Source organism: Janthinobacterium sp. SUN073 (assembly GCF_030397665.1).
Classification (GTDB): domain Bacteria; phylum Pseudomonadota; class Gammaproteobacteria; order Burkholderiales; family Burkholderiaceae_D; genus Janthinobacterium.
In genome coordinates this window covers 215,881-241,188 of sequence record NZ_JAPUBT010000001.1, presented here as the reverse complement: position 1 = coordinate 241,188, position 25,308 = coordinate 215,881, and the positions used below count along the sequence as shown (strand labels likewise).

Annotated in this window: 28 protein-coding genes; 26 read left to right on the top strand and 2 right to left on the bottom strand. The window is 63.6% G+C overall.

The window, feature by feature from the left end; translation table 11 throughout:
- Positions 1–88: 88 nt before the first annotated feature.
- The 12 genes from O0882_RS01200 to O0882_RS01145 all read left to right on the top strand — a co-directional run bounded on the left by O0882_RS01200 (position 89) and on the right by O0882_RS01145 (position 12,884).
- Positions 89–685: a tetratricopeptide repeat protein gene (locus O0882_RS01200; protein WP_289944665.1), complete on the top strand. Its 597-nt coding sequence runs from the start codon at positions 89–91 to the stop codon at positions 683–685.
- Between the two features lie 37 nt (positions 686–722).
- Positions 723–1,232 (top strand): type VI secretion system contractile sheath small subunit, encoded by a 510-nt coding sequence (tssB, locus tag O0882_RS01195; protein WP_141170178.1) that lies wholly within the window; start codon positions 723–725, stop codon positions 1,230–1,232.
- A gap of 1 nt (position 1,233) precedes the next feature.
- Positions 1,234–2,733, top strand: a complete 1,500-nt coding sequence (gene tssC / locus O0882_RS01190; RefSeq protein ID WP_289944664.1) for a type VI secretion system contractile sheath large subunit — start codon at positions 1,234–1,236, stop codon at positions 2,731–2,733.
- Between the two features lie 31 nt (positions 2,734–2,764).
- On the top strand, positions 2,765–3,256 hold the full coding sequence (locus O0882_RS01185) for a type VI secretion system tube protein Hcp (protein ID WP_034750126.1): 492 nt from the start codon (positions 2,765–2,767) through the stop codon (positions 3,254–3,256).
- Positions 3,257–3,322: 66 nt separating this feature from the next.
- Complete coding sequence (gene tssE, locus O0882_RS01180; protein WP_289944663.1) at positions 3,323–3,796, top strand: type VI secretion system baseplate subunit TssE; 474 nt, start codon at positions 3,323–3,325, stop codon at positions 3,794–3,796.
- Positions 3,793–6,432 carry a type VI secretion system ATPase TssH gene (tssH, locus tag O0882_RS01175; protein WP_289944661.1) on the top strand — a complete coding sequence of 880 codons (2,640 nt, stop codon included), beginning with the start codon at positions 3,793–3,795 and terminating at the stop codon, positions 6,430–6,432. Before tssE ends, tssH begins: the two co-directional genes overlap by 4 nt.
- A gap of 20 nt (positions 6,433–6,452) precedes the next feature.
- Complete coding sequence (gene tssA / locus O0882_RS01170; RefSeq protein WP_289944659.1) at positions 6,453–7,484, top strand: type VI secretion system protein TssA; 1,032 nt, start codon at positions 6,453–6,455, stop codon at positions 7,482–7,484.
- A gap of 48 nt (positions 7,485–7,532) precedes the next feature.
- On the top strand, positions 7,533–8,318 hold the full coding sequence (locus tag O0882_RS01165; RefSeq protein WP_289944658.1) for a transporter substrate-binding domain-containing protein: 786 nt from the start codon (positions 7,533–7,535) through the stop codon (positions 8,316–8,318).
- Positions 8,319–8,338: 20 nt separating this feature from the next.
- Complete coding sequence (locus tag O0882_RS01160; protein WP_289944656.1) at positions 8,339–8,851, top strand: lipocalin family protein; 513 nt, start codon at positions 8,339–8,341, stop codon at positions 8,849–8,851.
- Between the two features lie 264 nt (positions 8,852–9,115).
- Positions 9,116–10,873 carry a methyl-accepting chemotaxis protein gene (locus O0882_RS01155; RefSeq protein ID WP_289944652.1) on the top strand — a complete coding sequence of 586 codons (1,758 nt, stop codon included), beginning with the start codon at positions 9,116–9,118 and terminating at the stop codon, positions 10,871–10,873.
- A 71-nt stretch (positions 10,874–10,944) separates the two neighbouring features.
- Positions 10,945–11,616, top strand: coding sequence for a tRNA-uridine aminocarboxypropyltransferase (locus tag O0882_RS01150; protein ID WP_289944650.1), 672 nt, complete (start codon positions 10,945–10,947; stop codon positions 11,614–11,616).
- 128 nt (positions 11,617–11,744) lie between these two features.
- On the top strand, positions 11,745–12,884 hold the full coding sequence (locus tag O0882_RS01145) for a PA0069 family radical SAM protein (protein WP_289946771.1): 1,140 nt from the start codon (positions 11,745–11,747) through the stop codon (positions 12,882–12,884).
- On the opposite strand, the gene O0882_RS01140 is transcribed toward O0882_RS01145, so the two are convergent.
- Both O0882_RS01140 and O0882_RS01135 read right to left on the bottom strand, forming a co-directional pair.
- A complete protein-coding gene (locus tag O0882_RS01140; protein ID WP_289946769.1) occupies positions 12,881–13,507 on the bottom strand; it encodes a gamma-glutamylcyclotransferase in 627 nt (208 codons plus the stop codon). The two genes, O0882_RS01145 and O0882_RS01140, sit on opposite strands and share 4 nt — an antisense overlap.
- A 61-nt stretch (positions 13,508–13,568) precedes the next feature.
- Positions 13,569–14,537 carry a LysR family transcriptional regulator gene (locus tag O0882_RS01135; RefSeq protein WP_289944648.1) on the bottom strand — a complete coding sequence of 323 codons (969 nt, stop codon included), beginning with the start codon at positions 14,535–14,537 and terminating at the stop codon, positions 13,569–13,571.
- Positions 14,538–14,663: 126 nt separating this feature from the next.
- Between O0882_RS01135 and O0882_RS01130 the strand changes: the two genes are divergently transcribed.
- From O0882_RS01130 to O0882_RS01065, 14 genes are all read left to right on the top strand, one after another.
- Positions 14,664–15,197: a VOC family protein gene (locus tag O0882_RS01130; protein WP_289944646.1), complete on the top strand. Its 534-nt coding sequence runs from the start codon at positions 14,664–14,666 to the stop codon at positions 15,195–15,197.
- Between the two features lie 48 nt (positions 15,198–15,245).
- Positions 15,246–16,268: a fumarylacetoacetate hydrolase family protein gene (locus O0882_RS01125; RefSeq protein ID WP_289944645.1), complete on the top strand. Its 1,023-nt coding sequence runs from the start codon at positions 15,246–15,248 to the stop codon at positions 16,266–16,268.
- Between the two features lie 20 nt (positions 16,269–16,288).
- Positions 16,289–16,939 (top strand): maleylacetoacetate isomerase, encoded by a 651-nt coding sequence (maiA, locus tag O0882_RS01120; protein ID WP_289946767.1) that lies wholly within the window; start codon positions 16,289–16,291, stop codon positions 16,937–16,939.
- 135 nt (positions 16,940–17,074) lie between these two features.
- Complete coding sequence (locus O0882_RS01115; protein WP_289944643.1) at positions 17,075–17,854, top strand: uracil-DNA glycosylase; 780 nt, start codon at positions 17,075–17,077, stop codon at positions 17,852–17,854.
- 38 nt (positions 17,855–17,892) lie between these two features.
- The gene (locus O0882_RS01110; protein ID WP_289944641.1) at positions 17,893–18,444 is read left to right on the top strand and encodes an NADAR family protein; all 552 of its coding nucleotides are present in this window, start codon (positions 17,893–17,895) and stop codon (positions 18,442–18,444) included.
- Between the two features lie 200 nt (positions 18,445–18,644).
- The gene (iscR, locus tag O0882_RS01105; protein ID WP_034779566.1) at positions 18,645–19,121 is read left to right on the top strand and encodes a Fe-S cluster assembly transcriptional regulator IscR; all 477 of its coding nucleotides are present in this window, start codon (positions 18,645–18,647) and stop codon (positions 19,119–19,121) included.
- A 72-nt stretch (positions 19,122–19,193) separates the two neighbouring features.
- Positions 19,194–20,420, top strand: coding sequence for an IscS subfamily cysteine desulfurase (locus tag O0882_RS01100; RefSeq protein WP_289946765.1), 1,227 nt, complete (start codon positions 19,194–19,196; stop codon positions 20,418–20,420).
- A gap of 54 nt (positions 20,421–20,474) precedes the next feature.
- Entirely contained in the window at positions 20,475–20,864 is a 390-nt protein-coding gene (gene iscU, locus O0882_RS01095; RefSeq protein ID WP_076567031.1) for a Fe-S cluster assembly scaffold IscU, read from the top strand.
- A gap of 51 nt (positions 20,865–20,915) precedes the next feature.
- Positions 20,916–21,236, top strand: a complete 321-nt coding sequence (gene iscA / locus O0882_RS01090) for an iron-sulfur cluster assembly protein IscA (protein ID WP_010399774.1) — start codon at positions 20,916–20,918, stop codon at positions 21,234–21,236.
- Between the two features lie 66 nt (positions 21,237–21,302).
- Positions 21,303–21,818: a Fe-S protein assembly co-chaperone HscB gene (hscB, locus tag O0882_RS01085; RefSeq protein ID WP_289944635.1), complete on the top strand. Its 516-nt coding sequence runs from the start codon at positions 21,303–21,305 to the stop codon at positions 21,816–21,818.
- A gap of 88 nt (positions 21,819–21,906) precedes the next feature.
- Positions 21,907–23,793 carry a Fe-S protein assembly chaperone HscA gene (hscA, locus tag O0882_RS01080; RefSeq protein WP_289944633.1) on the top strand — a complete coding sequence of 629 codons (1,887 nt, stop codon included), beginning with the start codon at positions 21,907–21,909 and terminating at the stop codon, positions 23,791–23,793.
- 68 nt (positions 23,794–23,861) lie between these two features.
- Positions 23,862–24,203, top strand: a complete 342-nt coding sequence (gene fdx, locus O0882_RS01075; protein ID WP_035820570.1) for an ISC system 2Fe-2S type ferredoxin — start codon at positions 23,862–23,864, stop codon at positions 24,201–24,203.
- A gap of 1 nt (position 24,204) precedes the next feature.
- Positions 24,205–24,399, top strand: a complete 195-nt coding sequence (gene iscX, locus O0882_RS01070) for a Fe-S cluster assembly protein IscX (RefSeq protein ID WP_071076333.1) — start codon at positions 24,205–24,207, stop codon at positions 24,397–24,399.
- Complete coding sequence (locus O0882_RS01065; RefSeq protein ID WP_289944630.1) at positions 24,386–25,303, top strand: SAM-dependent methyltransferase; 918 nt, start codon at positions 24,386–24,388, stop codon at positions 25,301–25,303. The genes iscX and O0882_RS01065 overlap by 14 nt, the downstream gene beginning before the upstream one ends.
- The last annotated feature ends 5 nt before the right edge of the window (positions 25,304–25,308 follow it).

Here is a 25,308-nt window from a genome sequence, read left to right as displayed (position 1 = left end):
GCAAAAAAATTGGCGATCAATAATGGCCTCCACCAAGGCGCCGCCCATCTTTCCCAGCGGTAGCGTCCTCCACGTGAAGGAATGCCCGATGAAGCCAGCCACCATGTTGCCCCGTATTGCCTGCCTCGCCAGCGCCTTGCTGCTGGCTGCCTGCGCCACGCCAGACCAGCCGGCGCCCACCAAACCTGCCGCGCCGACCCTGGCGCAAGTGATGAGCGACGCCGATGCGGCCGCGCGCGCCGGCCAGTACGAACGCGCCATGACCCTGCTCAAGGCCGGTGGCAGCAGCTACCCGGCCGACAAGGCACCGTGGCTGCAAATGGCGCAGATGAAGTTCGACCGCGGTCAGTACGGCGACGCCATCGGTCATGCGCTCGAAGCGCTGGAACGCGACCCGGATGACAAGGTCGCCAACAGCATCGTCGCCGTCAGCGGTTTGCGCCTGTCCGGCAAGGCGCTGGCAGACCTGTCGCGGCAAAACAATCTGAATGGTTCGCTGCGCTCGGAAGCGCAGGAGCTGGCCAAGCTGCTGCGCGCCAGCATCGGCGAAGACGTGCTGGTGCCGCCGGCCAAGCGTCCGCCGGCGGCCGGCAAGCGCGCTGCCACATCCGGCTCCGGCTCGCCGGCGGCGAAAGGCGCGGCGCAGCAAGGCAGCGCGGCCGACCCGTTCAGCGGCTTGAAATAAGCCAGCATCCCCACCATCCCCTTGCAAAGGAAGCGACATGCCCAAGTCCGACAGCGTGCAGAAACGCCTGAAGCAGATACGCGCGCCGCGCGTGCAAATGACCTATGACGTCGAGATTGGCGACGCGATTGAAAACAAGGAGCTGCCCTTCGTGGTCGGCGTACTGGGCGACTTTGGCGGCAATCCGGACAGCGAGAAAAAACGCCTGAAGGACCGCAAGTTCGTCGCCATCGACAGCGACAACTTCGACGAAGTGCTGGCCGGCGTGGAGCCGGTGGCGCGTTTCGCCGTGCCGAACCGCATCAGCGAGGCGGGCGGCACGTTCGCCGTCGACCTGCACTTCCGCTCGATGGATGACTTTCGCCCGGAATCGGTGGTGCGCCAGGTCGATCCCTTGCGCAAGCTGCTCGAGGCGCGCACCAAGCTGGCCGACTTGCGCAACAAGCTGGCCGGCAACGACAAGCTGGAAGATTTGCTGACGGAAGTGCTGAACAACACGGACAGCCTGGCCAGCCTGAAACCGCAGTTCCCTGCACAGGAGGATTGAGATGAGCGCCCAGGCAGAAGCCCCAGAAGCCCTCGCTGTATCCGCATCCGATGCCCCGGCCGCGACCGACTTGCTGGACCAGATCGTCGAGCAGAGCCGCGTCGCCAAATCCGGCGCCGAGCATGCGCGCGCGCGCGACCTGATCTCGGAACTGGTGGCGCAGGTGCTCGACGGCACGGTGCTGATGTCGACCAGCCTGTCGGCGACGCTGGACGCGCGCGTGGCGGAAATCGACCGCCTGATCTCCGCCCAGCTCAGCGAAATCATGCACGCGGAGCCGTTCCAGCAGCTCGAACAAAGCTGGACGGGGCTGCGCTACCTGGTCGGCAATTCCGATACGGGCACGCGCCTGCAGATCCGCATGTTCAACGCCACCAAGCGCGAACTGGTGAAGGATTTCCAGGCGGCGCTGGAATTCGACCAGAGCAGCATGTTCAAGAAGGTGTATGAAGAGGAATTCGGCACCTTCGGCGGCGCGCCGTTCGCCGCGCTGCTGGGCGACTTCGCCATCTCGCGCCAGCCGGAAGACATGTATTTCGTCGAGCAGATGTCGCACATCGCGGCCGCCGCGCACGCACCCTTCATCGCTTCGGCCGCGCCGGAACTGTTTGGCCTGGAAAGCTACGGCGACCTGGGCAAGCCGCGTGACCTGGCCAAGGTGTTCGACACCATCGAGTACGCGAAATGGAAAGCCTTCCGCGAATCCGAGGATGCGCGCTACGTGGGCCTGACCTTGCCTCGCTTCCTGGGCCGGCTGCCCTTCAATCCCGTCGATGGCACCACGGTTGAAGGTTTTAATTTTGTCGAGGAAGTCGACGGCAGCGACCATCACAAATACCTGTGGTGTAACGCCGCGTATGCGTTCGGCAGCAAGCTGACGCGCGCGTTTGCCGATTACGGCTGGTGCGCCGCCATCCGCGGCGTGGAGGGCGGCGGCCTGGTGGACGACCTGCCGACCCACACCTTCAAGACGGACGAGGGCGACGTGGCCCTGAAATGCCCGGCCGAAGTGGCGATCACCGACCGCCGCGAAAAGGAATTGTCGGACCTGGGCTTCATCTCGCTGGTGCACTGCAAAAACACGGCGTATGCGGCATTTTTCGGCGCGCAGTCGGCGCAGAAGAGCCGTAAGTACAACAGCGACGCGGCCAATGCGAATGCGGTGCTGTCGTCGCAGCTGCAGTACATCTTTGCTGTGTCGCGCATCGCCCACTACATGAAGGCCATGATGCGCGACAAGATCGGCAGCTTTGCCGCCGCCTCCAACGTGGAAGATTTTCTGAACCGCTGGCTGATGCAGTACGTGCTGCTCGACGATAACGCCAGCCAGGAGCAGAAGGCGCAGTTCCCCCTGCGCGAGGCGTCCGTGCAGGTGCATGAAGTGCCGGGCCGGCCCGGCGTGTACCGCGCCGTGTCGTTCCTGCGGCCGCACTTCCAGCTCGATGAATTATCCGTTTCGCTCCGACTGGTCGCGGAGTTGCCGAAGTCGACCAATTCATGAACCACCCATCTTTCAACCAGAGGAGCACACCATGGCAATCGATGTATATCTGCAGATAGACGGCATCAAGGGCGAGTCCACCGATGACAAGCACAAGGACTGGATCGAGTGCAAATCGGTCAGCTGGAGCGTCGAGCAGCCGAAGTCCGCCACCGCCTCGACGGGCGGCGGCCACACGGCCGAACGCTGCGAACACAAGGACATCGTCATCTCCAAGCTGGCCGACCTGGCCTCGCCGGTGCTGCTGCAGACCTGCTCGGCCGGCAAGACCATTCCCAAGGCGCGCTTCGAATTCATGCGCGCCGACGGCCAGGGTGAGCGCGTCAAGTACTTTGAAATCGAAATCGAGAATGTCTTGATCGGCGCCGTCACGCCGAACGTGGAAGAAGGCGACATCCTCGGTGAACACGTCGGCTTCAAGTTCTCGAAAGTGAAGTGGAAATACACGCAGCAAAAAGTGACGGGCGGCGCCGGCGGCAATACCTCGGGCGGCTGGGACCTGGCCGCGAACCGCGTGGCTTGATCCATGGTGCGCGGCGCGCGGCGGCCACCAACGCCCGCGCGTCGCGCCGACTTTTCAGGAGAGCGCATGGACAGTTATGTACCCGGCCTGTTCGATCGCCTGATGGGCGACGGCGGTGCGGCGGGCGGCGTGGCGGCGCGCCTGTCGCTGGAACAATTGAAGGATGCGGTGGCGCGTGACCTGGAAGAGCTGCTCAACACGCGCGTGGCCCTGCCGCCCGGCGCGCTGGACGCCTATCCGGAATGCGCGGCGTCCATCGTCAACTATGGCTTGATCGATTTCGCCGGCATGTGTTTGTCCAGCAGCGAAGACCGCGCCCGCATCTGCGCCGCGCTGAAGGCGGCCATCGAACGCCACGAACCGCGCCTGCGCAATGTGCGCGCCCGCCTGGAGCGCGAAGCGGGCAGCATCAACCGCGTCGGCTTCGTCATCAGCGGCACCCTGGCCGTGATGTCCGGTGGCGAGACGGTCAATTTCGACGCCGTGCTGCAGCCGTCGTCGCTGCGCTATTCGATCAACCGCAAGGGAGCCGCCGCATGAGCAATCATTTGAAAACCCTGATCGCCAAACTGAATGACACGGCGCGCACGGCCGCCACCCGCGCCGCCGGCATCTGCGTGGGACTGGGACAGTATGAAGTCGATATCGAACACCTGTTCCTGGCGCTGCTGGAACAGGAGCGCAGCGATTTCGTCACCATCGCGCGGCGCAGCGAAATCAGCCTGACGGCGCTGGAGGCGGACCTGCGCCGCGAGATCGGCGGCTTCCGGACGGGCAGCGCGCGCACGCCCGTGTTTTCACCCCATTTGCCGTTGCTGTTCGAGCACGCCTGGCTGATCGCCTCGCTCGATACGGCGCAGCCGGGACCCATCCGCAGCCGCCACCTGTTGCTGGCGCTGCTGACGGAGCCGGAACTGTCGCAGCTCGCGTACCGCGGCTCGAAGCTGTTCGCCCGCTTCAGCGTGGAGCAATTGAAGCACCATCCGGACAAGCTGACGGCGGGCTCCGCAGAGGAAAGCGCGGCCGTGCCGCAGTTTTCCGAGACACCCGACGATCCGCTTGCTACTTTGGCCAGCAAGACCCCGGCGCTGGACCAGTTCACCACCGACCTGACGCAGCTGGCGCGCGACGGCAAGCTCGATCCGGTGATCGGCCGCGAGGGCGAGATACGCCAGGCCGTCGACATCCTGCTGCGCCGGCGCCAGAACAATCCGATACTCACGGGCGAGGCGGGCGTGGGCAAGACGGCCGTGGTGGAAGGCCTGGCCTTGCGCATCGCCGCCGGCGACGTGCCCGAGGTGCTGCAGGGCGCGCACATCCACTCGCTCGACATGGGCTTGCTGCAGGCCGGTGCCAGCGTGAAGGGAGAATTTGAAAGCCGGCTGAAAAATGTCATCGATGAGGTGACGAAAAGCCCGCATCCCGCCATCCTCTTCATCGACGAGGCGCACACCATGATCGGCGCCGGTGGCCAGGCGGGGCAGAACGACGCGGCCAATTTGCTGAAACCGGCGCTGGCGCGCGGCGCCCTGCGCACCATTGCCGCCACCACCTGGAGCGAGTACAAAAAATACTTTGAAAAGGATGCGGCGCTGGCGCGGCGCTTCCAGGTGGTGAAGGTGGATGAGCCAAGCGAAGACATCGCCTGCGCCATGCTGCGCGCCATGGCGCCGCTGATGGAGCGCCATTTCGGCATCCGCGTGCGCGACGCCGCCATCGTCGAGGCGGTGCGCCTGTCGCACCGTTACATCAGCGGGCGCCAGTTGCCCGACAAGGCCATCAGCGTGCTCGATACGGCCTGCGCCAAGGTGGCGCTGGGCCAGCGCGCCACGCCGGCGCAGCTGGAAAACGCGCACCGGCGGCAGGAACGCATCGGCGCGGAAATCGCCGCCCTGACCCGCGAGGCCAGCGATGGCGAAGTGCCCGATAAAGCCGCCGCCGCGCGCTTGGCGCAGCTGCGGCGCGAACATGAGGAAGGACAGGCGGCGGTCGCGGCGCTGGCGCAACGCTGGGAGCGTGAAAAGGCGCTGGTGGCGCAGATCGGCGACTTGCGTGGGCAGCTGCGCGGCGAGCGGCCGGGCGAAGTCGGCGCGGCCCGCCTGCTGGCGCTGAAGGAGGAGCTGGCGGCCCTGCAGGGAGAAGCGCCGCTGTCGCCGCTGGAAGTCGATGCGCAGGTGGTGGCCGGCATCGTCGCCGGCTGGACCGGCATCCCGCTGGGGAAAATGCTCAAGGACGAGATCCGTACGGTGCTGACCCTGGACGGGGCGCTGCGCGAACGGGTGCTGGGACAGGACCACGTCATCGCGGCGGTGGCGCAGCGCGTGCGCACGGCACGCGCCAGTCTGGACGACCCGAACAAGCCGCAAGCCGTGTTCCTGTTCACGGGGCCGTCCGGCACGGGCAAGACGGAAACGGCGCTGGCGCTGGCCGACCTGCTGTATGGCGGCGAGCGCAAGCTCATTACCATCAACATGAGCGAATACCAGGAAGCGCACAGCGTGGCCGGCCTGAAAGGCTCGCCGCCCGGCTATGTCGGCTATGGCGAGGGCGGCGTGCTGACGGAAGCCGTGCGGCGCCAGCCCTACAGCGTGGTGCTGCTCGATGAAGCGGAAAAAGCCCACCCTGATGTGCTCGAACTGTTCTTCCAGGTCTTCGACAAGGGCGTGCTCGATGATGCGGAAGGGCGCGAAGTCGATTTTCGCAACACCATCATCATCGCTACCTCGAACCTGGGTTCGGGCGCCATGATGGCCGCCTGCCTGAACCGGGTTGCGCAAGACTTGCCCACGCCGGCTGCCCTGGAAGAACTGGTGCGCCCGCAACTGGTGGCGCATTTCAAGCCGGCCTTGCTGGGGCGCCTGAAGGTGCTGCCGTTCTATCCCCTGAGCGACGCGGTGCTGGCCGAGATCATCGCCCTGAAACTGGCGCATATCGGCGCGCGCATCGCGCGCAACCACCAGGCGCAGTTCAGCCACGACGCGGGCCTGGTCGACGCCGTTCTGGCGCGCTGCACCGAGGTCGACTCGGGCGCGCGCAATGTCGATCAAATTCTCAACGGCAGCCTGTTGCCAGCGATTGCCGAAGCGGTGCTGGCGCGCATGGCAGAAGGCGAGCCGATCGCCTCGATACGCGTCAGCGCCGGCAAGCAGGGGCAATTCAAGTACACGATCCGATAATCCACCTTCCGGAGAGCGCCATGTTCAACCTGGAGCAGTTGCTGCATCCCGTCAGCGCCGTCAGCCCATGCGGCGACGACATCACCTTCAGCCAGGAGCTCGACGCCATCGCGCGCGCGCGCCAGCACGATGACCCGAGCCTGGACCAGGGCGAGTGGGTGACGGCGCTGAAGGAAGCCGACTGGCCTTTCGTGGCGACGCGCTGCGAACAGCTGATCGCCGCGCGCAGCAAGGATTTGCGCGTGGCCGTGTGGCTGGCAGAGGCGCACGCGAAGACGCGCCACTTCCGTGGCCTCGGCGATGGCTACGCGCTGCTGGCCGGCCTGTGCGAGCGCTATTGGGAAGGCCTGTATCCGCCGGCGGAAGAGGGCGACCAGGAACAACGCATCGGCAATGTCTTCTGGCTGCTGTCGCGCACGCCGCAACTGCTGCGCCAGATCCCGCTGACCGAGGGCGCCGATGGCCTGTTTTCACTGCAGGATTTCGATGCGGCGCGCCAGCGCGCGGCGGCCAGCCTGGCGCAGGGCGCAGCGGAGCAGGGCTGGGGCGATACGCGCCACGACGACGCTGCGACCCTGGCGCAGATGGAAGCGGCGCGGCAAAGGAATACGCGCGCCTTTTCCGACGGCTTGCTGGCCGATGCGCAATACTGCATGCAGTCGCTGCTGGCGTTCGAACTCAGCGTCGACGCGCGTTTCGGAGCCGATGGCCCGAGTTTTCGCGCCGCGCGTGAAGCGCTGGAAAACGTCATTCATTTCATCGCGCCGCTGTCGCCCGGCGCGGACTTCGCTGATGCGTCGCCCGCCGCCGGCCAGGGCGCCGGCGGGGGCGGGGGCGTCATCGTGCAGCGCCAGCAGGCGCTGGCCCAACTGCGCCAGGTGGCCGATTTTTTCCGCCGAACGGAGCCGCACAGCCCCGTTGCCTACCTGGCCGACAAGGCCGCCAGCTGGGGCGAGCTGCCGCTGCACCTGTGGCTGCGCGCCGTCGTGAAGGACTCGGGCACGCTGGCGCAGCTCGACGAGATGCTGGGCACGAACAGCGCGAACGGATGATCGCTTGTCGCGCTTCCATGCTAATCTTTGGGCATGCCCAGAATGCCCATGTTGCCTGCCGCGCTATGCCTGTTCATCGCTGCCAGCGCGCAGGCCGGGACGGCGACGCCGCTGGTGATCTATGGCGACGACGATTATCCGCCGTACTCCTATGTCGAGAATGGCCAGCTGAAAGGCATCTACACGGAGATCGTGCGCGAAGCCGTGCAAGCGATGCCGCAGTATGCGGTGCAGCTGCGCCCCGTGCCCTGGAAACGGGGGCTGCTGATGCTGCAGACGGGCGAGGCCTTTGCCCTGTACCCGCCGTATTCGTGGCGCAGCGAACGGCCGTATGTGCGCTATTCCGTGCCGCTGCTGATGGAGCAGCTGGTGGTGCTGTGTAACCAGGACGTGCTGGCCAGGCGCGCGCTGCGGCAGTGGCCCGCCGATTACGGCGGCCTGCACATTGGCGTGAACGCGGGTTTCCTGCTTGGCGATGCGGCATTGACGGCGTCCTTGCGCGCCGAAAAAATCGTGCTTGACCCGGCCAAGGGCACGCGCACGAATCTGCTCAAGCTGATGCGCGGGCGCATCGATTGCTATGTCAGCGACCGCCTGTCGGCACAGTGGGAATTGCAGCGCATCGGGCGCGAGAGTCCGCCGGGCGCGCCGATGCAGGCGATCGAGGAAACGGCGCAGCTGGCCAGCCAGCAGGGCCACCTGGGCTTCACGGTGCGCCGGCCGGCCGCCTACCCCTATCGCGATGACTTTATCGAGCAATTCAATGCCGCCATCGTGCGCATGCAACATAGTGGCGCGATCCGCCGCATCGTCGACCAGGCATTATTACCCTGATTTTAGCTATGGAGAAGAGCATGAAAAAACTGTTGTTCCTGTTTGTGCTCGTGCTGGCCGGCTGTGTGGGCCGGCCCGAGAATATTCATCCCGTCAATCACTTTGACACGACCCGCTATCTGGGGAAGTGGTATGAGATCGCGCGCCTCGACCACTCGTTCGAACGGGGCCTGAGCCATGTGACGGCCGACTACAGCCTGCGCCAGGATGGCGGCCTGAAAGTACTCAATCGCGGCTACAAGGAGGCGGACGCGAAGTGGAAGGAAGCGGAAGGCAAGGCGTATTTCGTGGACAAGAAAGACGTGGGCTACCTGAAAGTGTCGTTCTTCGGCCCCTTCTATGGTTCCTACATTGTGTTTGACCTGGATCAGCAAGATTACAGCTACTCCATGATCAGCGGCCCCGACAAGTCATACTTGTGGTTGCTGTCGCGCACGCCCACCATGGACCCTGCCTTGCAGCAGCGCCTGGTTGAGAAAGCCCGGGGGCTGGGTTTCGATACGTCAAAATTGATCTATGTGAAGCAAAACTGACCATGCTTGCCTGCAGCCCGTTCGTGGCGGCATAGCGCCTTGCAATTGTTGCTTTTCTGCATGTTATTTCTTGCAATACCATCCTGATTCACTCACAATCTGCTCCAAAGTGGTGCGCTGCGGCGCGCCGCCATTCTGGCGACCTGGGTAGCGTTGCGTCGCCGCTCGTGATTGCCGCACGGCGGATGCCTGCTATATTGGTACGTAGCAGCAAGTCGGTTTCGTGGCGTCTGTGCATTGTTTTTTTCAGATAGGAATCACGCAATGAAAAACCTCAAAATCGGCGTACGCCTCGGTGGCGCTTTTGCCGCCGTCCTGCTGCTGTTGACGAGCCTGACCGTGGTGGGCATCGTGCAGATGCAAAGCGCCAGCAAGGAAACCGATGCACTGGTCAATGTCAAGGTGCGTAATGAGCGCCTGATCGGTGAATGGACCAAGGTCATCGAGGTGAATGCGGCGCGCACGGCGGCCGCCTGGAAAGTGGGCGATCCCGAACACCAGAAGCAGTTTGAACAGGAAATGGCGGTCTCGTCCGCCCGCGCCACGGAAATCCAGAACGCTATCGGCAAGAGCGAGCTGAACGCTGAAGAGCAGGCGTTGTACCAGGAAGTGCTGAGCACGCGCAAGGCGTACACGGAAGTGCGCAAGAATGTCTTCAAGGCCAAGAATGCGGGCGACCTGGAACTGGGCAAGCGCCTGTACGAAGGCGACATGGCCGCCAAGCGCGACATTTACCTGGCAGCGCTGAAGAAGCTGGAAGTGCTGGAAGCCAGATTGCTCGATGAAGCGGCCGCGCACATCCGTTCGCGCTATGAAAACGGCCGTTTGCTGCTGATCTCGCTGGGCGCGGTCGCCATCTTGCTGGGCATCGCCTGCGCCTACTGGATCACGCGCTCGATCACGCGTCCCATCACGCGCGCCGTCGAGGTGGCGGAAGCCGTTTCCGCCGGCGACCTGACCAGCCATATCGTGGTGGACAGCCGCGATGAAACGGGGCAGCTGATGCATGCGCTGAAAAACATGAACGATAAACTGGTCAGTATCGTCGGCCAGGTGCGCGTGGGCACCGAATCGATCAGCACGGCGTCGAGCGAAATTGCCGCCGGCAACCTGGACTTGTCATCGCGCACGGAAGAGCAGGCCAGCTCGCTGGAAGAGACGGCGTCTTCGATGGAAGAGCTGACCTCGACCGTGAAACGCAATGCCGACAATGCGCGCAGCGCGAATCAACTGGCCATCGACGCCTCGCAGATCGCCAGCAAGGGCGGCGTGGTGGTGTCGGAAGTGGTCAGCACCATGGGTTCGATCAACGATTCCTCGCGCAAGATTGTCGACATCATCAGCGTAATCGATGCCATCGCCTTCCAGACGAATATCCTGGCCCTGAACGCGGCCGTGGAAGCGGCCAGGGCTGGCGAGCAGGGCCGCGGTTTTGCCGTGGTGGCTTCCGAGGTGCGCAACCTGGCGCAGCGCTCCAGCGCGGCGGCCAAGGAAATCAAAGGCTTGATCGACGATTCCGTGCAAAAGGTCGAGGCCGGTTCGCAACTGGTGGACAAGGCGGGTCGCACCATGGACGAAATCGTGCAAAGCATCAGCCACGTGACGCAGATCATGAACCAGATCACCGATGCCAGCGATGAGCAGCGCGCAGGCATCGAACAAGTCAACCAGGCCATTGGTCAGATGGACCAGGTGACGCAGCAAAACGCGGCCCTCGTGGAAGAAGCCGCTGCGGCGGCTGAATCCATGCAGGAACAGGCAGCCAGGCTGGCCGACGTGGTGGGCGTGTTCAAGCTCGATGCCACGCAGCACTCTGTTTCCGCCAGTGGGGCCCCGTCTGTGAAAGCGCCTGCGCCGGTCAAAACTGTCATGCAAGCTGCCATGCGGCCCGCCGTGCGGCGTGCGCCGGCACCAGCCATGACTGCACCCGCGGCGGGCGTGGCGGCGCCGGCGGAAGCTGTGCGCGCACGCGCGCCGAAGGCGCCGGTGGCCTCCGGCGCCGACGAATGGGAAGAGTTTTAAGCGCAGATTCCCCGTGGCATGGCGCGGGCGCTACAATCGCGGCTTGAAGACAGCCGCGAACGCGCTCCGCCATGACCACCCGCCGTACCTCCAGTTCTACCTTCGCAACGTCCTCCCTGGCTGAAACCGCCAAACGCGCGCGCTGTCCAAGCTGTCTGCGCGCCGAAAGCAGCTGCATATGCCGCTGGATCGCCCCCGTTGCCCACGCAGTGGACGTGCTGATCCTGCAGCATCCGCTGGAAGTCCACAACGCCAAGGGCAGTGCCCGCTTGTTGCACCTGAGCCTGCCCAACAGCCGCATGCTGACGGGCGAGCAGTTTGCCCCCGATACGCTCGCCGCAGTGCTGGCCGACAAGCACAACGTGCTGTTGTACCCGGAGACGCCAGGCGACCGTTCGCTGGGCATCGCGCCGCCGCCAGCGCTCGACCCCGCCATCCTGCTCGATCCGGCCCGATTGCGGCTGGTGGTGCTGGACGCCACCTGGCGCAAGAGCCGCAAGATGCTGTACCTGAATCCCCAGTTGCAACAGCTGCCGCGCCTGCCCCTGCGCGACACGCCCGCTTCCCATTACCTGATCCGCAAGGCGCACGCGCCAGACCAGCTATCGACCCTGGAAGCGACCTGCTATGCCCTGATGCAGTTGGAGCAGGACGCGTCCCGCTTCGTTCCCCTGATCACGGCATTTGATGGCTTTGTCGCACAGCAGTTGAGTTATGTCATGCCGCATGGTGAAAAAGCGTGAAACGGCAGCACGCCAGCCCTTGATCTTGCCCGCACAGCGGCATAGTATACTGTACGTATATACAGTTAATGGGGCCGTTCATGAAAGCAATCATTCCAGAGCACGATGACAGCTTCGCCGGGCAAGCCATGTTGCCGCCGCAATCGCTGAAAGCCCTCAAGGGGCGCGGTGCCGTGTCGAACCTGCAAGGGCGCTACGAGGCGCATGCGCGCGCCGGTTTCGATGACGGCTGGAGCGTGGGCGGCCTGGATGGGGCGGAGGGGGAGGCGGCGCCGGGCTGGAAGACGCAGGTCAGCGATGAGCAGGCGCGCACCATCCTCACGCGCAATGCTTCGCCCGATTTGCCCTTCAATGTGTCGCTGAACCCGTACCGGGGCTGCGAACACGGCTGCATATATTGCTTTGCCCGTCCCACGCACAGCTATCTGGGCCTGTCGCCGGGCCTGGATTTCGAAAGCCGCATCTACGCCAAGGTGAATGCCCCCGACCTGTTGCGGCGCGAACTGGCCAAGCCGTCGTATGTGCCCGAACCGATCGCCCTGGGGGTCAATACCGATGCGTATCAGCCGTGCGAACGCGAACGGCAGCTGACGCGGCGCGTGCTGGAAGTGTTGCACGAGTGCGATCATCCCGTTGCGTTGATCACGAAATCGTCACTGATCGAACGCGACATCGACATTCTCGCGCCCATGGCGGCCAGGCGCCTGGCCGCCGTGGCCGTCACTGTCACCACGCTCGACCCCGCCATCGCGCGCACCCTGGAGCCGCGCGCGGCGGCCCCGGCGCGGCGCCTGCGTACCATCCGCACCTTGACGGAGGCGGGTATCCCCGTGGGCGTGAGCATCGCGCCCATCATTCCTTTCGTGACGGAGCCGGAAATCGAGCAGTTGCTCGAAGCCGTGCGCGACGCGGGCGCCATCCACGCCCATTACGTGGTGCTGCGCCTGCCGTGGGAAGTGAGCCCCTTGTTCCAGCAATGGCTGGAAGCGCACTTCCCGGAGCGGGCCCAGCGCGTGATGAACCGCGTGCGCGAAATGCGCGGCGGCAAGGATTACGATAGCGCGTTCGGCACGCGCATGCGGGGCGAGGGCGTGTGGGCGGACCTCATCCGCCAGCGCTTTGAAAAGGCCGTGCATCGGCTGGGGCTGCACGGCAAGGGCGGCCGCTTCAAGCAGCTCGATTGCACGCAGTTCCGCCGCCCGCTGGTGGTGCCGCCGTTGGGAGCCAGGGAAAAAGGGGGTAATGCGGGGCAGCTGGATTTGTTTTAAGTTAAACCGGCGTCAGCGCTGATGCCGCCGGGGTATGCTGCGGCGCTGTCCTGGGCAGCTGTCTGGAGCTGCGCCAGATGTTGCTCGATGGCAAAGACATGTGGATCGCTCTTGCCCAGCTCACGCAGGGCGTTGGCCAGGTGCAGCAGGTATTCGCTGTTCGGGCCGCTGGGTCCGTTTGAACGGGCGATTTGGCGCGCGATGTCGAGTTCCGGGGCGGCGCCGAGGAAGGCAGCGTTTTCCTCGTTGGCGATGTACACCAGGCCTTCGACCTTGCTGCCATCGTCGAAGGTGATGTCGGTGGCCAGGCGCAAATAGCCGTTCTTTTCGCGGTGGTCGAGGTGGGCGAAGACTTCGGGCGTGATCAGGTAAGCCATGCCGTCGCACACGGCGCCCGCCTGTGGCACGATGGTGGCGACCCGGCCCGGCGCCATCGGCGTGCCCCGATGATCGTGCGAGCCTTGCCAGAAGCGCCGCGTCCAGCCGGCGATGCTGGCGGGGCGCCGTTCGATATAGGGAAAGTCCGCCTTGTAGATCAGCGAGCCATAGCCGAACAGCCAGACCTGGTCGTGACCGTCGAATTTGTTCATGCGCTGGTTGATGGCGATGGTGGCGGCGTCGATGGGCGACAGGTCGTGCTGGTCAGGCTGGGTCATGGCGTTAGCGGCAAGGGGCGGTACCCTATTATAAAGCGGCGCCAGCGGGGCCGCCGGCCGGCGGTGCGTCGCGGGCGGCGGGGCCGCCCGCTCCCACGTTCCACTCGTGCGTCTCGACAAAGCGGAACAGGAAGGCCATGAAGCTCTCGGCGGCCGGCGACAGCGAACGCCCCGTCTTGGTGTAGACGAAAAAGCGCCGCGTCAGTTCCGGCTCGTGCAGGGCGCGCATGTGCAATTTGTATAGTTTGACCATCGGTTCCGCGTACGGCAGGCAGACCGTGATGCCCAGGTTGGCGCTGACCATGGCCAGCGCCGTCGTCATGAAGGTCACTTCGTTGTAGGGATTGAGCGACAGCTCGCGAAACGCGCCGTGCATGTCGCGCAGCAGGCGTTCCGTGAACTGGCCCTGCAGCGAGATGAAGGGGTAATCGCCCACGTCGGCCCAGGTGACGCGCTCTTTCTGCTGCAGCGGGTGCTGCTCGGGGAAGACCAGCACGAAGGGCATCTCGAACAGCACTTGCGCGGCGATTTCCGCCGTCGGGTCACGTTCGGGGCCGATGCCGAAATCGACTTCGCCGCTGAAGACGCGCGCCGACACATTTTCCACGGGGCAATCGACCAGGCGCAGCTGCACCTCCGGGTGCGCCTGGCGGTAGGCGGCGATCACTTCCGGCAGCAGGGTGCACGCCATCATCTGCGGCGCGGCGATGCGCACCATGCCCGTTTTCAGGGCCTTGCGCTGGGCGATGCCGGCCATGGCGCCATCGAGGTCCTCGATCATCTTTTCAAACAGCGGATACAGTTCACGGCCGATTTCCGACAGCTGCGTCTTGCGCGTGCTGCGCTCAACCACGCGCACGCCCAGCACGCTTTCCAGTTCCTTGATCAAGCCGCTCAAGGCCGATTGCGTCACGTGCAGGTATTCGGCGGCCAGGGTAAAACTGCCGGTCTTGGCCAGCGCCACGAAGGCGCGCATTTGCCGCAGGCTGGGACTCATAAGATAATCCGATAAATCAATGGTTAAAAATTGTTTGTATGATAGCTGTAACTCGATTCTAATGGTGAAAAGCTGAAAAACAGGCCAGCCATCGCGCCCCGGGCGCATCCATTGGAGACAAACACCATGAAGATCAAGCAAATCCACCACGTCGCCTACCGCTGCATCGACGCGAAGAAAACCGTCGAGTGGTACGTCAAGCATTTGAACATGAATTTCGTCCTCGCCATCGCCGAAGACCTGGTGCCGTCGACCAAGGCGCCGGACCCGTACATGCACGTCTTCCTCGACGCGGGCCATGGCAATGTACTGGCTTTCTTCGAGCTGCCGACGCAGCCGCCGATGGACCGCGACCGCAATACCCCGGCCTGGGTGCAGCACCTGGCGCTGGAAGTGGGCAGCATGGAAGAACTGCTGGCCGCCAAGGAGCGCCTGGTGGCCGCCGGCATCGAGGTGCTGGGCCCCGTCAACCACGCCATCTTCCAGTCGATTTATTTTTTCGACCCGAACGGTCACCGCCTGGAACTGGCGGCCAACGTGGGCACGCCCGAAATGATGGCCAAACTGGACGCCGTCAAATGGGAAATGCTGGAAGAATGGTCGCAGACGCGCCGCGCGCCGAAGCACGCCGCCTGGATGCATGCGCCGGCTGACGCCTGAGCGCCCCGGATCGATACTCTCTGAAACACACACCGAACAAGGAACACCATGAAACTCGCAACCCTGAAAAACGGCAGCCGCGACGGCGCCCTGATCCTCGTCAGCCGTGACCTGCGCCAGTACCAGCGCGTGGCCGCCATCGCCCCCACCTTGCAGGCGGCGCTCGACAACTGGGACGCCGTCGCGCCCAAGCTGGAACAGGCCTACGCCGACTTGAACGCGGGCCAGGCGCCGGACGCGCAGCCGTTTGATGCCAATCTGTGCCACTCGCCGCTGCCGCGCGCCTACCAGTGGGCCGACGGTTCCGCCTACATCAACCATGTGGAACTGGTGCGCAAGGCGCGCAACGCGGAAGTGCCGGCCTCGTTCTACACGGACCCGCTGATGTACCAGGGCGGCTCGGACAGTTTTATCGGCCCGCGCGACCCCATCTTCGCCCTGTCGGAAGAGTGGGGCATCGACCTGGAAGCGGAAGTGGCTGTCGTCACGGGTGACGTCGCCATGGGCGCCAGCGTGGACGATGCGGCGAAAGCGATTCGCCTGGTGATGCTGGTCAACGATGTCTCGCTGCGCAACCTGATCCCGGGCGAACTGGCCAAGGGTTTCGGTTTCTTCCAGTCGAAGGCGGCCAGCGCGTTTTCGCCCGTCGCCGTCACGCCCGATGAACTGGGAGCCGATTGGGCGGATAGCAAGCTGCATTTGCCGCTGCTGGTGGACTTGAACGACAAGCCGTTCGGCAAGCCGAATGCGGGCGAAGACATGACCTTCAATTTTGCGCAGCTGGTGGCGCATGCGGCGAAGACGCGCGAACTGGGCGCCGGCAGCATCGTCGGCTCGGGCACCGTGTCGAACAAGCAGGGCAATCTGTTCGGTTCCAGCATCGAGAACGGCGGTGTGGGCTATTGCTGCCTGGCCGAAGTGCGCATGTATGAAACCATCGAACACGGTGCACCGAAAACGGCGTACCTGAAGTTCGGCGACACGGTGCGCATCGAGATGCGCGACGCGGCCGGCGCCAGCATCTTCGGCAGCATCGAGCAGACGGTCGCGCTGTACGCCGGCCGCGCCTGAAAGGACGCCCCGCCATGAGCATGAAGTTGTACACCTATTTCCGCAGTTCGGCCGCCTACCGCGTGCGCATTGCCCTCAATTTGAAGGGCATCGCCTACGACAGCATCCCCGTGCATCTGCTGCAGGATGGCGGCCAGCAGTTGCTGCCGGCCTACCGTGCCGTGAATCCCTCGGCGCTGGTGCCGGCGCTCGATGACGATGGCGCCATCCTGACGCAGTCGCTGGCGATGCTCGAATACCTGGACGAAACGCGGCCAGCCGTGCCGCTGCTGCCGGGCGATGCGCTGGGACGCGCCCGCGTGCGCGCGCTGGCGCTGGCGATCGCCTGCGACGCGCATCCGCTGACGAATCTGCGCGTCCTGAAATACCTGAAAAATACCCTGGGCCTGTCGGACGAAGCCAAACAGGAGTGGTACCGCCACTGGATGGCCGAGGGACTGGCGGCCGTGGAGGCGCTGCTGGCGCAGGGCGACCCGGCCGGAGCTGGCCTGTTCTGCCATGGCGACAGCCCGACGATGGCCGATTGCTGCCTGGTGCCGCAAGTGTTCAATGCGCAGCGCTTTGCCATCGACCTGGCGCCATACCCGCGCGTGGCGCGCATCCACGCGCATTGCGCCGGCTTGCCGGCCTTTGCCGCCGCCCATCCGTCGCGGCAGCCTGACGCCGAATAGCCTTGATGCGGCGCAATACAAGAATCCCCGGCCTGGCAACAGACCGGGGATTTTTTATGCGTGCTTGATTTGGGGCAGTCAATGCCAGCTTGCCGGTAGGCTACAATTTGCGTTTGCCCAAATACTTCACGCCTCATGACCGCAATCACCGTTCCTGCCAGCATCACCGATGCCCTGTCCCTGGCGCACGCTTCCTGGCGTCCCATCCTGCTGCGCGGCTTGCAGGCCGTGATGGTGGCCGATCCCGCCTACCTGCCGGCGCTGGCCGTCGATGATTACCTGCCCACGCAGGGCCGGCTGTTCGCCGCCTTTGCCCTGCCGCTGGCGCAGGTGCGCTACGTACTGGTGGGCGAGGGGCCGTATCCGCGCGCCGATAGCGCCACGGGCGTGTGCTTCATGGATGGCGCCGTCGGCAGTCTGTGGTCGGCCACGGGGCTGTCGAAACCCGTCAACCGCGCCACCTCTCTGCGCAACTTCATGAAGATGCTGCTGGTGGCCGATGGCCAGTTGCAGGGCGGCGACACGTCCGGCGCCGCCATGGCGCCCGTGGCCGCCGCCGCACAGAAAGCCGGCAGCGGCGTGATCCAGACCCTGCCCGACTTGCAGCGCAAGATGACGGAGCAGGGCTTCTTGCTGCTCAACGCGGCGCTGGTGTTCCGTTCCCACGTGCCGCCCGTGCAGGATGCGCGCGGCTGGTTGCCTTTCCTGCAGGTGGTGCTGGAAGCGCTGGCGCAGCAGGGCGGGGCGGCCTTGCCGCAACTGGTGTTGTGGGGCAAGATAGCCGAGCTCATCAAACGCCTGCCGGTGGCGGCATCGTTGCCGCAGGTGACGGCGGAACATCCGTATAATCTGTCCTTTATCGGCAATCGTGACATGCAGGCCTTGTTTGGCCCGATGCAACTATTGCGTGCTTGAGCTTGAATCATCGCCTGTCTGGCGGAAGTGCGGGGAATATGCAAATCAGTAACGTGGAAGAATTGAAGGCGTGGATAGCGGCGGGCGGCGTGCCCGACTATCTGTATTTCTGGGGGCACACGCCGGCGCAGCCGCAGGTGCCCGACAAAAGTTGCTTCAGTCAGTGGTTTCCGTCGCCGTTCAGCCTCGCCGGCGTGACGTATGCGACGGCCGAGCACTACATGATGGCGCAAAAGGCGGCTCTGTTTGGCGATACGGCGGTGCAGGCGCGCATCGTGGCGGCCGGGCGGCCGTCGGAAGTGAAGAAGCTGGGGCGCGAAGTGGTGAACTTTGACGCCAGGGTATGGGAAGCGGCGCGCGCCGGCATCGTCTTCGATGGCAACTTTGCCAAGTTCTCGCAAAAGGCCGCGCTGCGCAAGTTTCTGCTGGGAACGGGCGAACGCGTCATCGTCGAAGCCAGTCCCGTCGACCGCATCTGGGGCGTGGGCCTGGCGTCGGACAATCCGCGCATCCTGGACCCCGCCACCTGGGACGGCTTGAACCTGTTGGGTTTTGAGCTGATGAAAGTGCGCAGCGCTCTGCGCGCCTGAGCCGTACTGTTGTTTTCCCGAAGCCGCCGCGCCTGGCGCGGCCGGCTATGCCCCTTCCAGCCCTGTGGTCATCGAGGGGCGCTCTGACAAACCCCGCCGAATTTGTTATACTTGACTAAATCATTCAACTACTCAGGGTTTGAGAAGTTGAAAAGCCGCAATATTTTAAACTAGTTATTGAACAGTTGAACCGAGGATGTATGCGTCTGACTACAAAAGGTCGTTTTGCCGTGACAGCGATGATTGATCTTGCCCTGCGCCAGGGCAAGGGACCGGTCACCTTGTCCGGCATCAGCCAGCGCCAGTCGATTTCCCTGTCCTACCTGGAACAGCTGTTTGGCAAGCTGCGCCGGCATGAGATCGTCGAATCGATCCGTGGTCCGGGCGGCGGCTACAGCCTGGCGCGCCGTGCCGACAAGGTGACGGTGGCCGACATCATCATCGCCGTCGATGAGCCGCTGGACGCCACGCAGTGCGGCGGCAAGGAACATTGCCACGGCGCCGACGCGGCCACGGGCGCGCGCTGCATGACGCATGAGCTGTGGTCCACGCTCAACGAAAAAATGGTCGATTATCTGGATTCTGTGTCCTTGCAGGACCTGGTCGACCAGCAGAGACAAAAGATTGCCGAGCAAAGCGTGATGGTGATGCACCGTAACCACGCCGCCCTCGGTTGATAAATACAAAATACTAAGTTGCTGATTGCATTGGAGTTATTGATGAACGCCCCTGAAAAAAACGTAGGCCAAGTGCACTTTGAAACCGCACCGCATTTCCCGATCTACATGGATTACTCGGCCACCACGCCGATCGACCCACGCGTCGCCGACAAGATGATTCCTTACCTGCGCGAGCAGTTCGGCAATCCGGCATCGCGCAGCCACATGTATGGCTGGACGGCGGAAAAAGCCGTGGAAGAGGCACGCGGCTACGTGGCGGCCCTGGTGAACGCCGATCCGCGCGAAATCATCTGGACTTCCGGCGCGACGGAAAGCAACAACCTGGCCATCAAGGGCGCGGCGCAGTTCTACAAGACCAAGGGCAAGCACATCATCACCGTCAAGACCGAGCATAAATCGGTGCTCGACACGGTGCGCGAACTGGAACGCATCGGCTTCGAAGCGACCTACCTGGAACCGCAGGACAACGGCCTGATCACCGTCGAGCAACTGGCCGCGGCCGTGCGCCCGGATACCATCCTCGTGTCGGTGATGTTGGTGAACAACGAAATCGGCGTGATCCAGCCGGTCGACGAAATCGGCGTGTTCTGCCGCTCGAAAGGCATCATCTTCCATTGCGACGCCGCGCAAGCGACGGGCAAGGTCGTCATCGACCTGCAAAAGACCAAGGTCGACCTGATGACCTTCACGGCGCACAAAACCTACGGCCCGAAAGGCGTGGGCGCCCTGTACGTCTGCCGCAAGCCGCGTGTGCGCCTGGAAGCGCAGATGCACGGTGGCGGCCATGAACGCGGTCTGCGCTCGGGCACCCTGCCGACGCACCAGATCGTCGGCATGGGCGAGAGCTTCCGCATCGCCAAGGAAGAAATGGACAGCGAAATCGGCCGCATCAAGGCTTTGCGCGACCGCCTGGCGAAGGGCTTGCAAGAGATCGAAGAAGTCTACATCAACGGCGACATGGAGCACCGCGTGCCGCACAACCTGAACGTGAGCTTCAACTACGTCGAAGGCGAGTCGCTGATCATGGCGATCAAGGATATCGCCGTGTCGTCCGGTTCGGCCTGCACCTCGGCCAGCCTGGAGCCATCGTACGTGCTGCGCGCCCTGGGCCGCAGCGACGAACTGGCGCACAGCTCGATCCGCTTCACCATCGGCCGCTTCTCGACCGAGGAAGACATCGACTTCGCCGTGAACCTGCTGAAATCGAAAGTACACAAATTGCGTGAGCTGTCGCCCCTGTGGGACATGTTCAAGGAAGGGATCGACATCAATTCGATCCAATGGGCGGCACACTAACCATCACGAAGGCTCCGCTCACGGGGCCGGCAAGAATATTAAAGGAGCATCAAAATGGCTTACTCGGACAAAGTACTCGATCACTACGAAAACCCGCGCAACGTGGGCGCTTTCGACAAGGGTGATGAAACCATCGGCACCGGCATGGTGGGCGCGCCCGCCTGCGGCGACGTGATGAAACTGCAGATCAAGGTCGGCGCCGATGGCCTGATCGAAGATGCGAAATTCAAGACCTATGGCTGCGGTTCGGCCATCGCGTCGAGCTCGTTGGTGACCGAATGGGTTAAAGGTAAAACCCTGGACCAGGCATTGGCCATCAAGAATACGCAGATCGCCGAAGAACTGGCCCTGCCACCAGTGAAAATCCACTGCTCCATCCTGGCGGAAGACGCCATCAAGGCGGCAGTGCTGGATTACCAGACCCGCCATCCAGTAGCAGCTTAAACGTTGGCAGCCCGCCCCAGCCGCAAGGCCGGGGCAGTTGCGGAGAAATACATGATCACACTGACCGAAAAAGCGGCGAAACACATCAACCGTTATATCGAACGGCGCGGCAAGGGCATGGGCTTGCGCTTTGGCGTGCGCACCACGGGCTGCTCGGGCCTGGCTTACAAGCTCGAATATGTCGATGAAGTGGCGGCCGAAGACAGCGTTTTTGAGTCGCACGGCGTGAAAGTCTTCGTCGACCCGAAAAGCCTGCCTTACATCGACGGCACGGAACTCGATTTCGCGCGCGAAGGCTTGAACGAAGGCTTCAAGTTCCACAATCCGAACGAAAAAGACGCCTGCGGCTGCGGCGAGTCCTTCAGGATTTAAACAGCTGGCAAGACCCCGGTCGGTGCGCTGTACCCATCGATTGCGGTACAGCGACCACCGACCATTATGCAAAATCACTTCGAATTATTCCAGTTGCCGGCGCAGTTCGGGCTCGACATGAGCGCGCTCGACTCCGCCTACCGCGACGTGCAGGGCAAGGTCCATCCGGACCGCTTCATCAACGCCAGCAGCGCTGAAAAGCGCGTGGCGATGCAATGGGCCACGCGTGCCAATGAAGCCTATCAAACCCTGAAAAGCCCGCAAAAGCGCGCGCAATACCTGTGCGAACTCAATGGCGTCGATTTGCAGACGGAATCGAACACGGCCATGCCCGTCAGCTTCCTGATGCAGCAGATGGAATGGCGCGAGGAACTGGGCGACGCGCGTGCCGGCAAGGATGCCGACGCGCTCGACGCCCTGGACCGCCAGTTGCGCGGTGAGCGCAAGGTCTTGCTGGCCCAGGTGGCGGCCCAGCTCGACGCGGGCGACTATGTGAATGCCGCGCAAAGCGTGCGCGCCCTGATGTTCCTCGACAAATTCGGCGAAGAAGTCCGTTTTGCCTACGAGGCCATGGAAGCCTGACCGGCCAAGCGCCAGTCTGGCGCGCGTCTTATAATGCGCGACAGGCATCAGCAGCACCACGCACAAAATTAATCGAGGCACGAATACAATGGCACTTCTGCAAATTTCCGAACCAGGCATGTCGACCGCGCCGCACCAGCACCGCCTGGCCGTCGGCATCGATCTGGGCACCACCAATTCCCTGGTCGCCACCGTGCGCAACAGCATTCCCGAGGTGCTCAACGACGAAGACGGGCGCTCCCTGCTGCCCTCCGTCGTGCGCTACCTGCCGAATGGCCATGCGAACATCGGCTACAAGGCCCTGTCCGCGCAAACCACCGACCCGAAGAACACCATCGTGTCCGTCAAGCGCTTCATGGGCCGCGGCCTGGCCGATATCGCCTACGCGGAAAACCTGCCCTACGACTTCCAGGATACGCCTGGCATGGTGCAGCTGAAAACCGTGGCCGGCGTGAAAAGCCCGGTTGAGGTGTCGGCGCAAATCCTCGCCACGCTGCGCCAGCGCGCGGAAGATTCCTTGGGCGACGACCTGGTCGGCGCCGTGATCACCGTGCCCGCCTACTTTGACGATGCGCAGCGCCAGGCGACGAAAGATGCGGCGCAACTGGCCGGCATCAATGTCTTGCGTCTGCTCAGCGAGCCGACGGCCGCCGCCATCGCGTATGGCCTCGACAATGCCTCCGAAGGCGTGTACGCCGTGTATGACCTCGGCGGCGGCACCTTCGACATCTCGATCCTGAAACTGAGCAAGGGTGTCTTCGAAGTGCTGTCCACGGGCGGCGACTCGGCCCTGGGCGGCGACGATTTCGACCGCCGCCTGTTCTGCTGGATCAGCGAGCACGCCAAGCTGGCGCCGCTGTCGGACGAAGACACGGCCATCCTGATGGTGAAAGCGCGCGAAATCAAGGAAACGCTGTCGACCAAGTCGGAAACGATGATCGATGCGGCCCTGAACTCGGGCGAAGAAATCCACCTGCGCATCACGGCGGCGGAATTTGCCGCCATGACTTCGCACCTGGTCGTGAAAACCATGAACGCCATCAAGAAAGCCTTGCGCGACGCGAACGTGGATGCGGACGACGTCGATGGCGTGGTGATGGTGGGCGGCGCCACGCGCATGCCGCACGTGCAGCGCGCCGTCAGCGAATTCTTCCACACGACGCCGCACGCGAATATCGACCCGGATAAAGTGGTGGCGCTGGGCGCGGCCATCCAGGCGAACTTGCTGGCGGGTAACCGCGCCGCCGGCGACGACTGGCTGCTGCTGGACGTGATTCCGCTCTCCCTGGGTATCGAAACCATGGGCGGCCTGGTGGAAAAGATCATCCCGCGCAATTCGACGATACCGTGCGCCCGTGCGCAGGAATTCACGACATTTAAAGATGGCCAGACGGCCCTGGCCGTGCACGTGCTGCAGGGCGAGCGCGAACTGGTGAGCGACTGCCGCTCGCTGGCGCGCTTCGAGCTGCGCGGCATTCCGCCGATGGTGGCGGGCGCCGCGCGCATCCGCATCACGTATCAGGTCGACGCGGATGGCTTGCTGTCCGTCTCGGCGCGCGAATTGCGCTCGGGCGTGGAAGCGTCGATCAGCGTCAAGCCGGCCTATGGCCTGGGCGACGACGACATCGCGCGCATGCTGCAGGAGTCCTACACCTCCGCCGACGTCGACATGGTGGCGCGCGCGCTGCGCGAAGAGCAGGTGGAAGCGGAACGCATTCTGCTGGCCACGCAGTCGGCGCTGGACGAAGACGGCGGCTTGCTCGACGATGTCGAACGGGTCACCGTGGATGGCCTGATGAACAAGGTGCGCGACGCCATTGCGCAATCGCAAAGCGGCGCCATCGACCACCAGGCATTAAAACTGGCGATCGAAGCGCTGGCCGACGGCACCGAGGATTTTGCCTCGCGCCGCATGGACCGCAGCGTGCGCACGGCCTTGACGGGTAAATCCCTGGACCAGGTCGTACAAGACTAATTGAACCGCGCGCCGCCGCGAGCATAGCCTGCGGCCGCGCTCCGAATGACAGACTGAAAGAAGAAACCATGCCACAAATCGTTATCCTGCCGCACGCCAAGCTTTGCCCGGACGGCGCCGTCATCGAAGCCCCGGCCGGCAAGTCCATCTGCGACATCCTGCTGGAAAACGACATCGACATCGAGCACGCCTGCGAAAAATCGTGCGCCTGCACCACCTGCCACGTGCTGGTGCGTGAAGGCATCGAATCGCTGAACGAAGCGACGGAACTGGAAGAAGACATGCTGGACAAGGCCTGGGGCCTGGAAGCCGTGTCGCGCCTGTCGTGCCAGTCCATCGTGGCCGACGCCGACCTCGTCGTCGAAATCCCGAAATACACGATCAACCAGGTCAGCGAAGGCAGTCACTAACATGAAATGGTCCGATATACACGCGATCGCCGAAGCGCTGTACGACGCGCATCCGGACATCGATCCCCTGACCGTGCGTTTCACCGACCTGCATAACTGGGTGGTGGAACTGGATGGCTTCGACGACGACCATACGCGCGGCGGCGAAAAAGTGCTCGAAGCGATACAGATGGCGTGGATCGATGAAGCGCGCTAAGGGCGCGGCAGCCGCCGCCACCGCAGTCGCCGCGCCGAAAGACGTCATCACGGCCGCCAGCAACATGCCCGAGATCAAGGATGGCCAGTCGGTCGCCTTGCTGCAGGAATTGCACATCCTGACGCGCGACGGCAAGATGAACCAGGACAGCCGTCGCAAGCTCAAGCAGGTGTATCACCTGACGCAGTTCATCGAGCCGCTGCTGCGCGAAGTGCAGCTCGATCACCCCGGCGTGTCCTTGGTCGACCACGGCGCCGGCAAGTCCTACCTGGGTTTCATTTTGTACGACCTGTTCTTCAAGAACGGCAACGATGGTTCGCACATCTACGGCATCGAGACGCGCGAAGAGCTGGTGCAGCGTTCGCAAGAGCTGGCGAAGAAGTTCAAGTTCCCCGGCATGTCGTTTTTACCCCTGTCCGTGGCCGAATCGACGGAATCGACCTTGCTGCCGCAGCAGATCGACATCGTCACGGCCTTGCATGCGTGCAACACGGCCACCGATGACGCGATCCACTTCGCCCTGAAGAAGAAGGCGAAATTCATGGTGCTGGTGCCCTGCTGCCAGGCGGAAGTGGCGTCCGTCTTGAAGAAGAACAAGGGCAAGAGCCTGGGCAAGAGTGCCTTGACGGAATTGTGGCGCCACCCGCTGCACACGCGCGAGTTCGGCAGCCAGATCACCAACGTGCTGCGTTGCCTGCAGCTGGAAGCGCATGGCTACCAGGTCAGCGTGACGGAGCTGGTGGGCTGGGAGCATTCGATGAAGAATGAACTGATCATCGCCAGTTATAAAAACTTGCCGCGCCAGCGTCCGACCGAGCGCCTGCAGGAAGTGCTGCAGACGCTGGGCCTGGAAGAGATGGGCCACCGTTTCTTTGCCGAGGAATTGGCCAAGGCCAGCGCGTAAGACTT

What these genes read in the sequence shown, in the direction of transcription:
- iscX (WP_071076333.1), top strand. Translation starts at nt 24,205, where the DNA reads ATGAAATGGTCCGATATACACGCGATCGCCGAAGCGCTGTACGACGCG.
- tssC (WP_289944664.1), top strand. Translation starts at nt 1,234, where the DNA reads ATGAGCGCCCAGGCAGAAGCCCCAGAAGCCCTCGCTGTATCCGCATCC.
- iscR (WP_034779566.1), top strand. Translation starts at nt 18,645, where the DNA reads ATGCGTCTGACTACAAAAGGTCGTTTTGCCGTGACAGCGATGATTGAT.
- O0882_RS01125 (WP_289944645.1), top strand. Translation starts at nt 15,246, where the DNA reads ATGAAACTCGCAACCCTGAAAAACGGCAGCCGCGACGGCGCCCTGATC.
- O0882_RS01135 (WP_289944648.1), bottom strand. Translation starts at nt 14,537, where the DNA reads ATGAGTCCCAGCCTGCGGCAAATGCGCGCCTTCGTGGCGCTGGCCAAG.
- O0882_RS01115 (WP_289944643.1), top strand. Translation starts at nt 17,075, where the DNA reads ATGACCGCAATCACCGTTCCTGCCAGCATCACCGATGCCCTGTCCCTG.
- tssB (WP_141170178.1), top strand. Translation starts at nt 723, where the DNA reads ATGCCCAAGTCCGACAGCGTGCAGAAACGCCTGAAGCAGATACGCGCG.
- O0882_RS01155 (WP_289944652.1), top strand. Translation starts at nt 9,116, where the DNA reads ATGAAAAACCTCAAAATCGGCGTACGCCTCGGTGGCGCTTTTGCCGCC.
- O0882_RS01160 (WP_289944656.1), top strand. Translation starts at nt 8,339, where the DNA reads ATGAAAAAACTGTTGTTCCTGTTTGTGCTCGTGCTGGCCGGCTGTGTG.
- maiA (WP_289946767.1), top strand. Translation starts at nt 16,289, where the DNA reads ATGAAGTTGTACACCTATTTCCGCAGTTCGGCCGCCTACCGCGTGCGC.
- O0882_RS01145 (WP_289946771.1), top strand. Translation starts at nt 11,745, where the DNA reads ATGTTGCCGCCGCAATCGCTGAAAGCCCTCAAGGGGCGCGGTGCCGTG.
- O0882_RS01150 (WP_289944650.1), top strand. Translation starts at nt 10,945, where the DNA reads ATGACCACCCGCCGTACCTCCAGTTCTACCTTCGCAACGTCCTCCCTG.
- O0882_RS01130 (WP_289944646.1), top strand. Translation starts at nt 14,664, where the DNA reads ATGAAGATCAAGCAAATCCACCACGTCGCCTACCGCTGCATCGACGCG.
- tssE (WP_289944663.1), top strand. Translation starts at nt 3,323, where the DNA reads ATGGACAGTTATGTACCCGGCCTGTTCGATCGCCTGATGGGCGACGGC.
- tssH (WP_289944661.1), top strand. Translation starts at nt 3,793, where the DNA reads ATGAGCAATCATTTGAAAACCCTGATCGCCAAACTGAATGACACGGCG.
- iscU (WP_076567031.1), top strand. Translation starts at nt 20,475, where the DNA reads ATGGCTTACTCGGACAAAGTACTCGATCACTACGAAAACCCGCGCAAC.
- O0882_RS01165 (WP_289944658.1), top strand. Translation starts at nt 7,533, where the DNA reads ATGTTGCCTGCCGCGCTATGCCTGTTCATCGCTGCCAGCGCGCAGGCC.
- tssA (WP_289944659.1), top strand. Translation starts at nt 6,453, where the DNA reads ATGTTCAACCTGGAGCAGTTGCTGCATCCCGTCAGCGCCGTCAGCCCA.
- fdx (WP_035820570.1), top strand. Translation starts at nt 23,862, where the DNA reads ATGCCACAAATCGTTATCCTGCCGCACGCCAAGCTTTGCCCGGACGGC.
- O0882_RS01110 (WP_289944641.1), top strand. Translation starts at nt 17,893, where the DNA reads ATGCAAATCAGTAACGTGGAAGAATTGAAGGCGTGGATAGCGGCGGGC.
- O0882_RS01185 (WP_034750126.1), top strand. Translation starts at nt 2,765, where the DNA reads ATGGCAATCGATGTATATCTGCAGATAGACGGCATCAAGGGCGAGTCC.
- hscA (WP_289944633.1), top strand. Translation starts at nt 21,907, where the DNA reads ATGGCACTTCTGCAAATTTCCGAACCAGGCATGTCGACCGCGCCGCAC.
- hscB (WP_289944635.1), top strand. Translation starts at nt 21,303, where the DNA reads ATGCAAAATCACTTCGAATTATTCCAGTTGCCGGCGCAGTTCGGGCTC.
- O0882_RS01065 (WP_289944630.1), top strand. Translation starts at nt 24,386, where the DNA reads ATGAAGCGCGCTAAGGGCGCGGCAGCCGCCGCCACCGCAGTCGCCGCG.
- iscA (WP_010399774.1), top strand. Translation starts at nt 20,916, where the DNA reads ATGATCACACTGACCGAAAAAGCGGCGAAACACATCAACCGTTATATC.
- O0882_RS01200 (WP_289944665.1), top strand. Translation starts at nt 89, where the DNA reads ATGAAGCCAGCCACCATGTTGCCCCGTATTGCCTGCCTCGCCAGCGCC.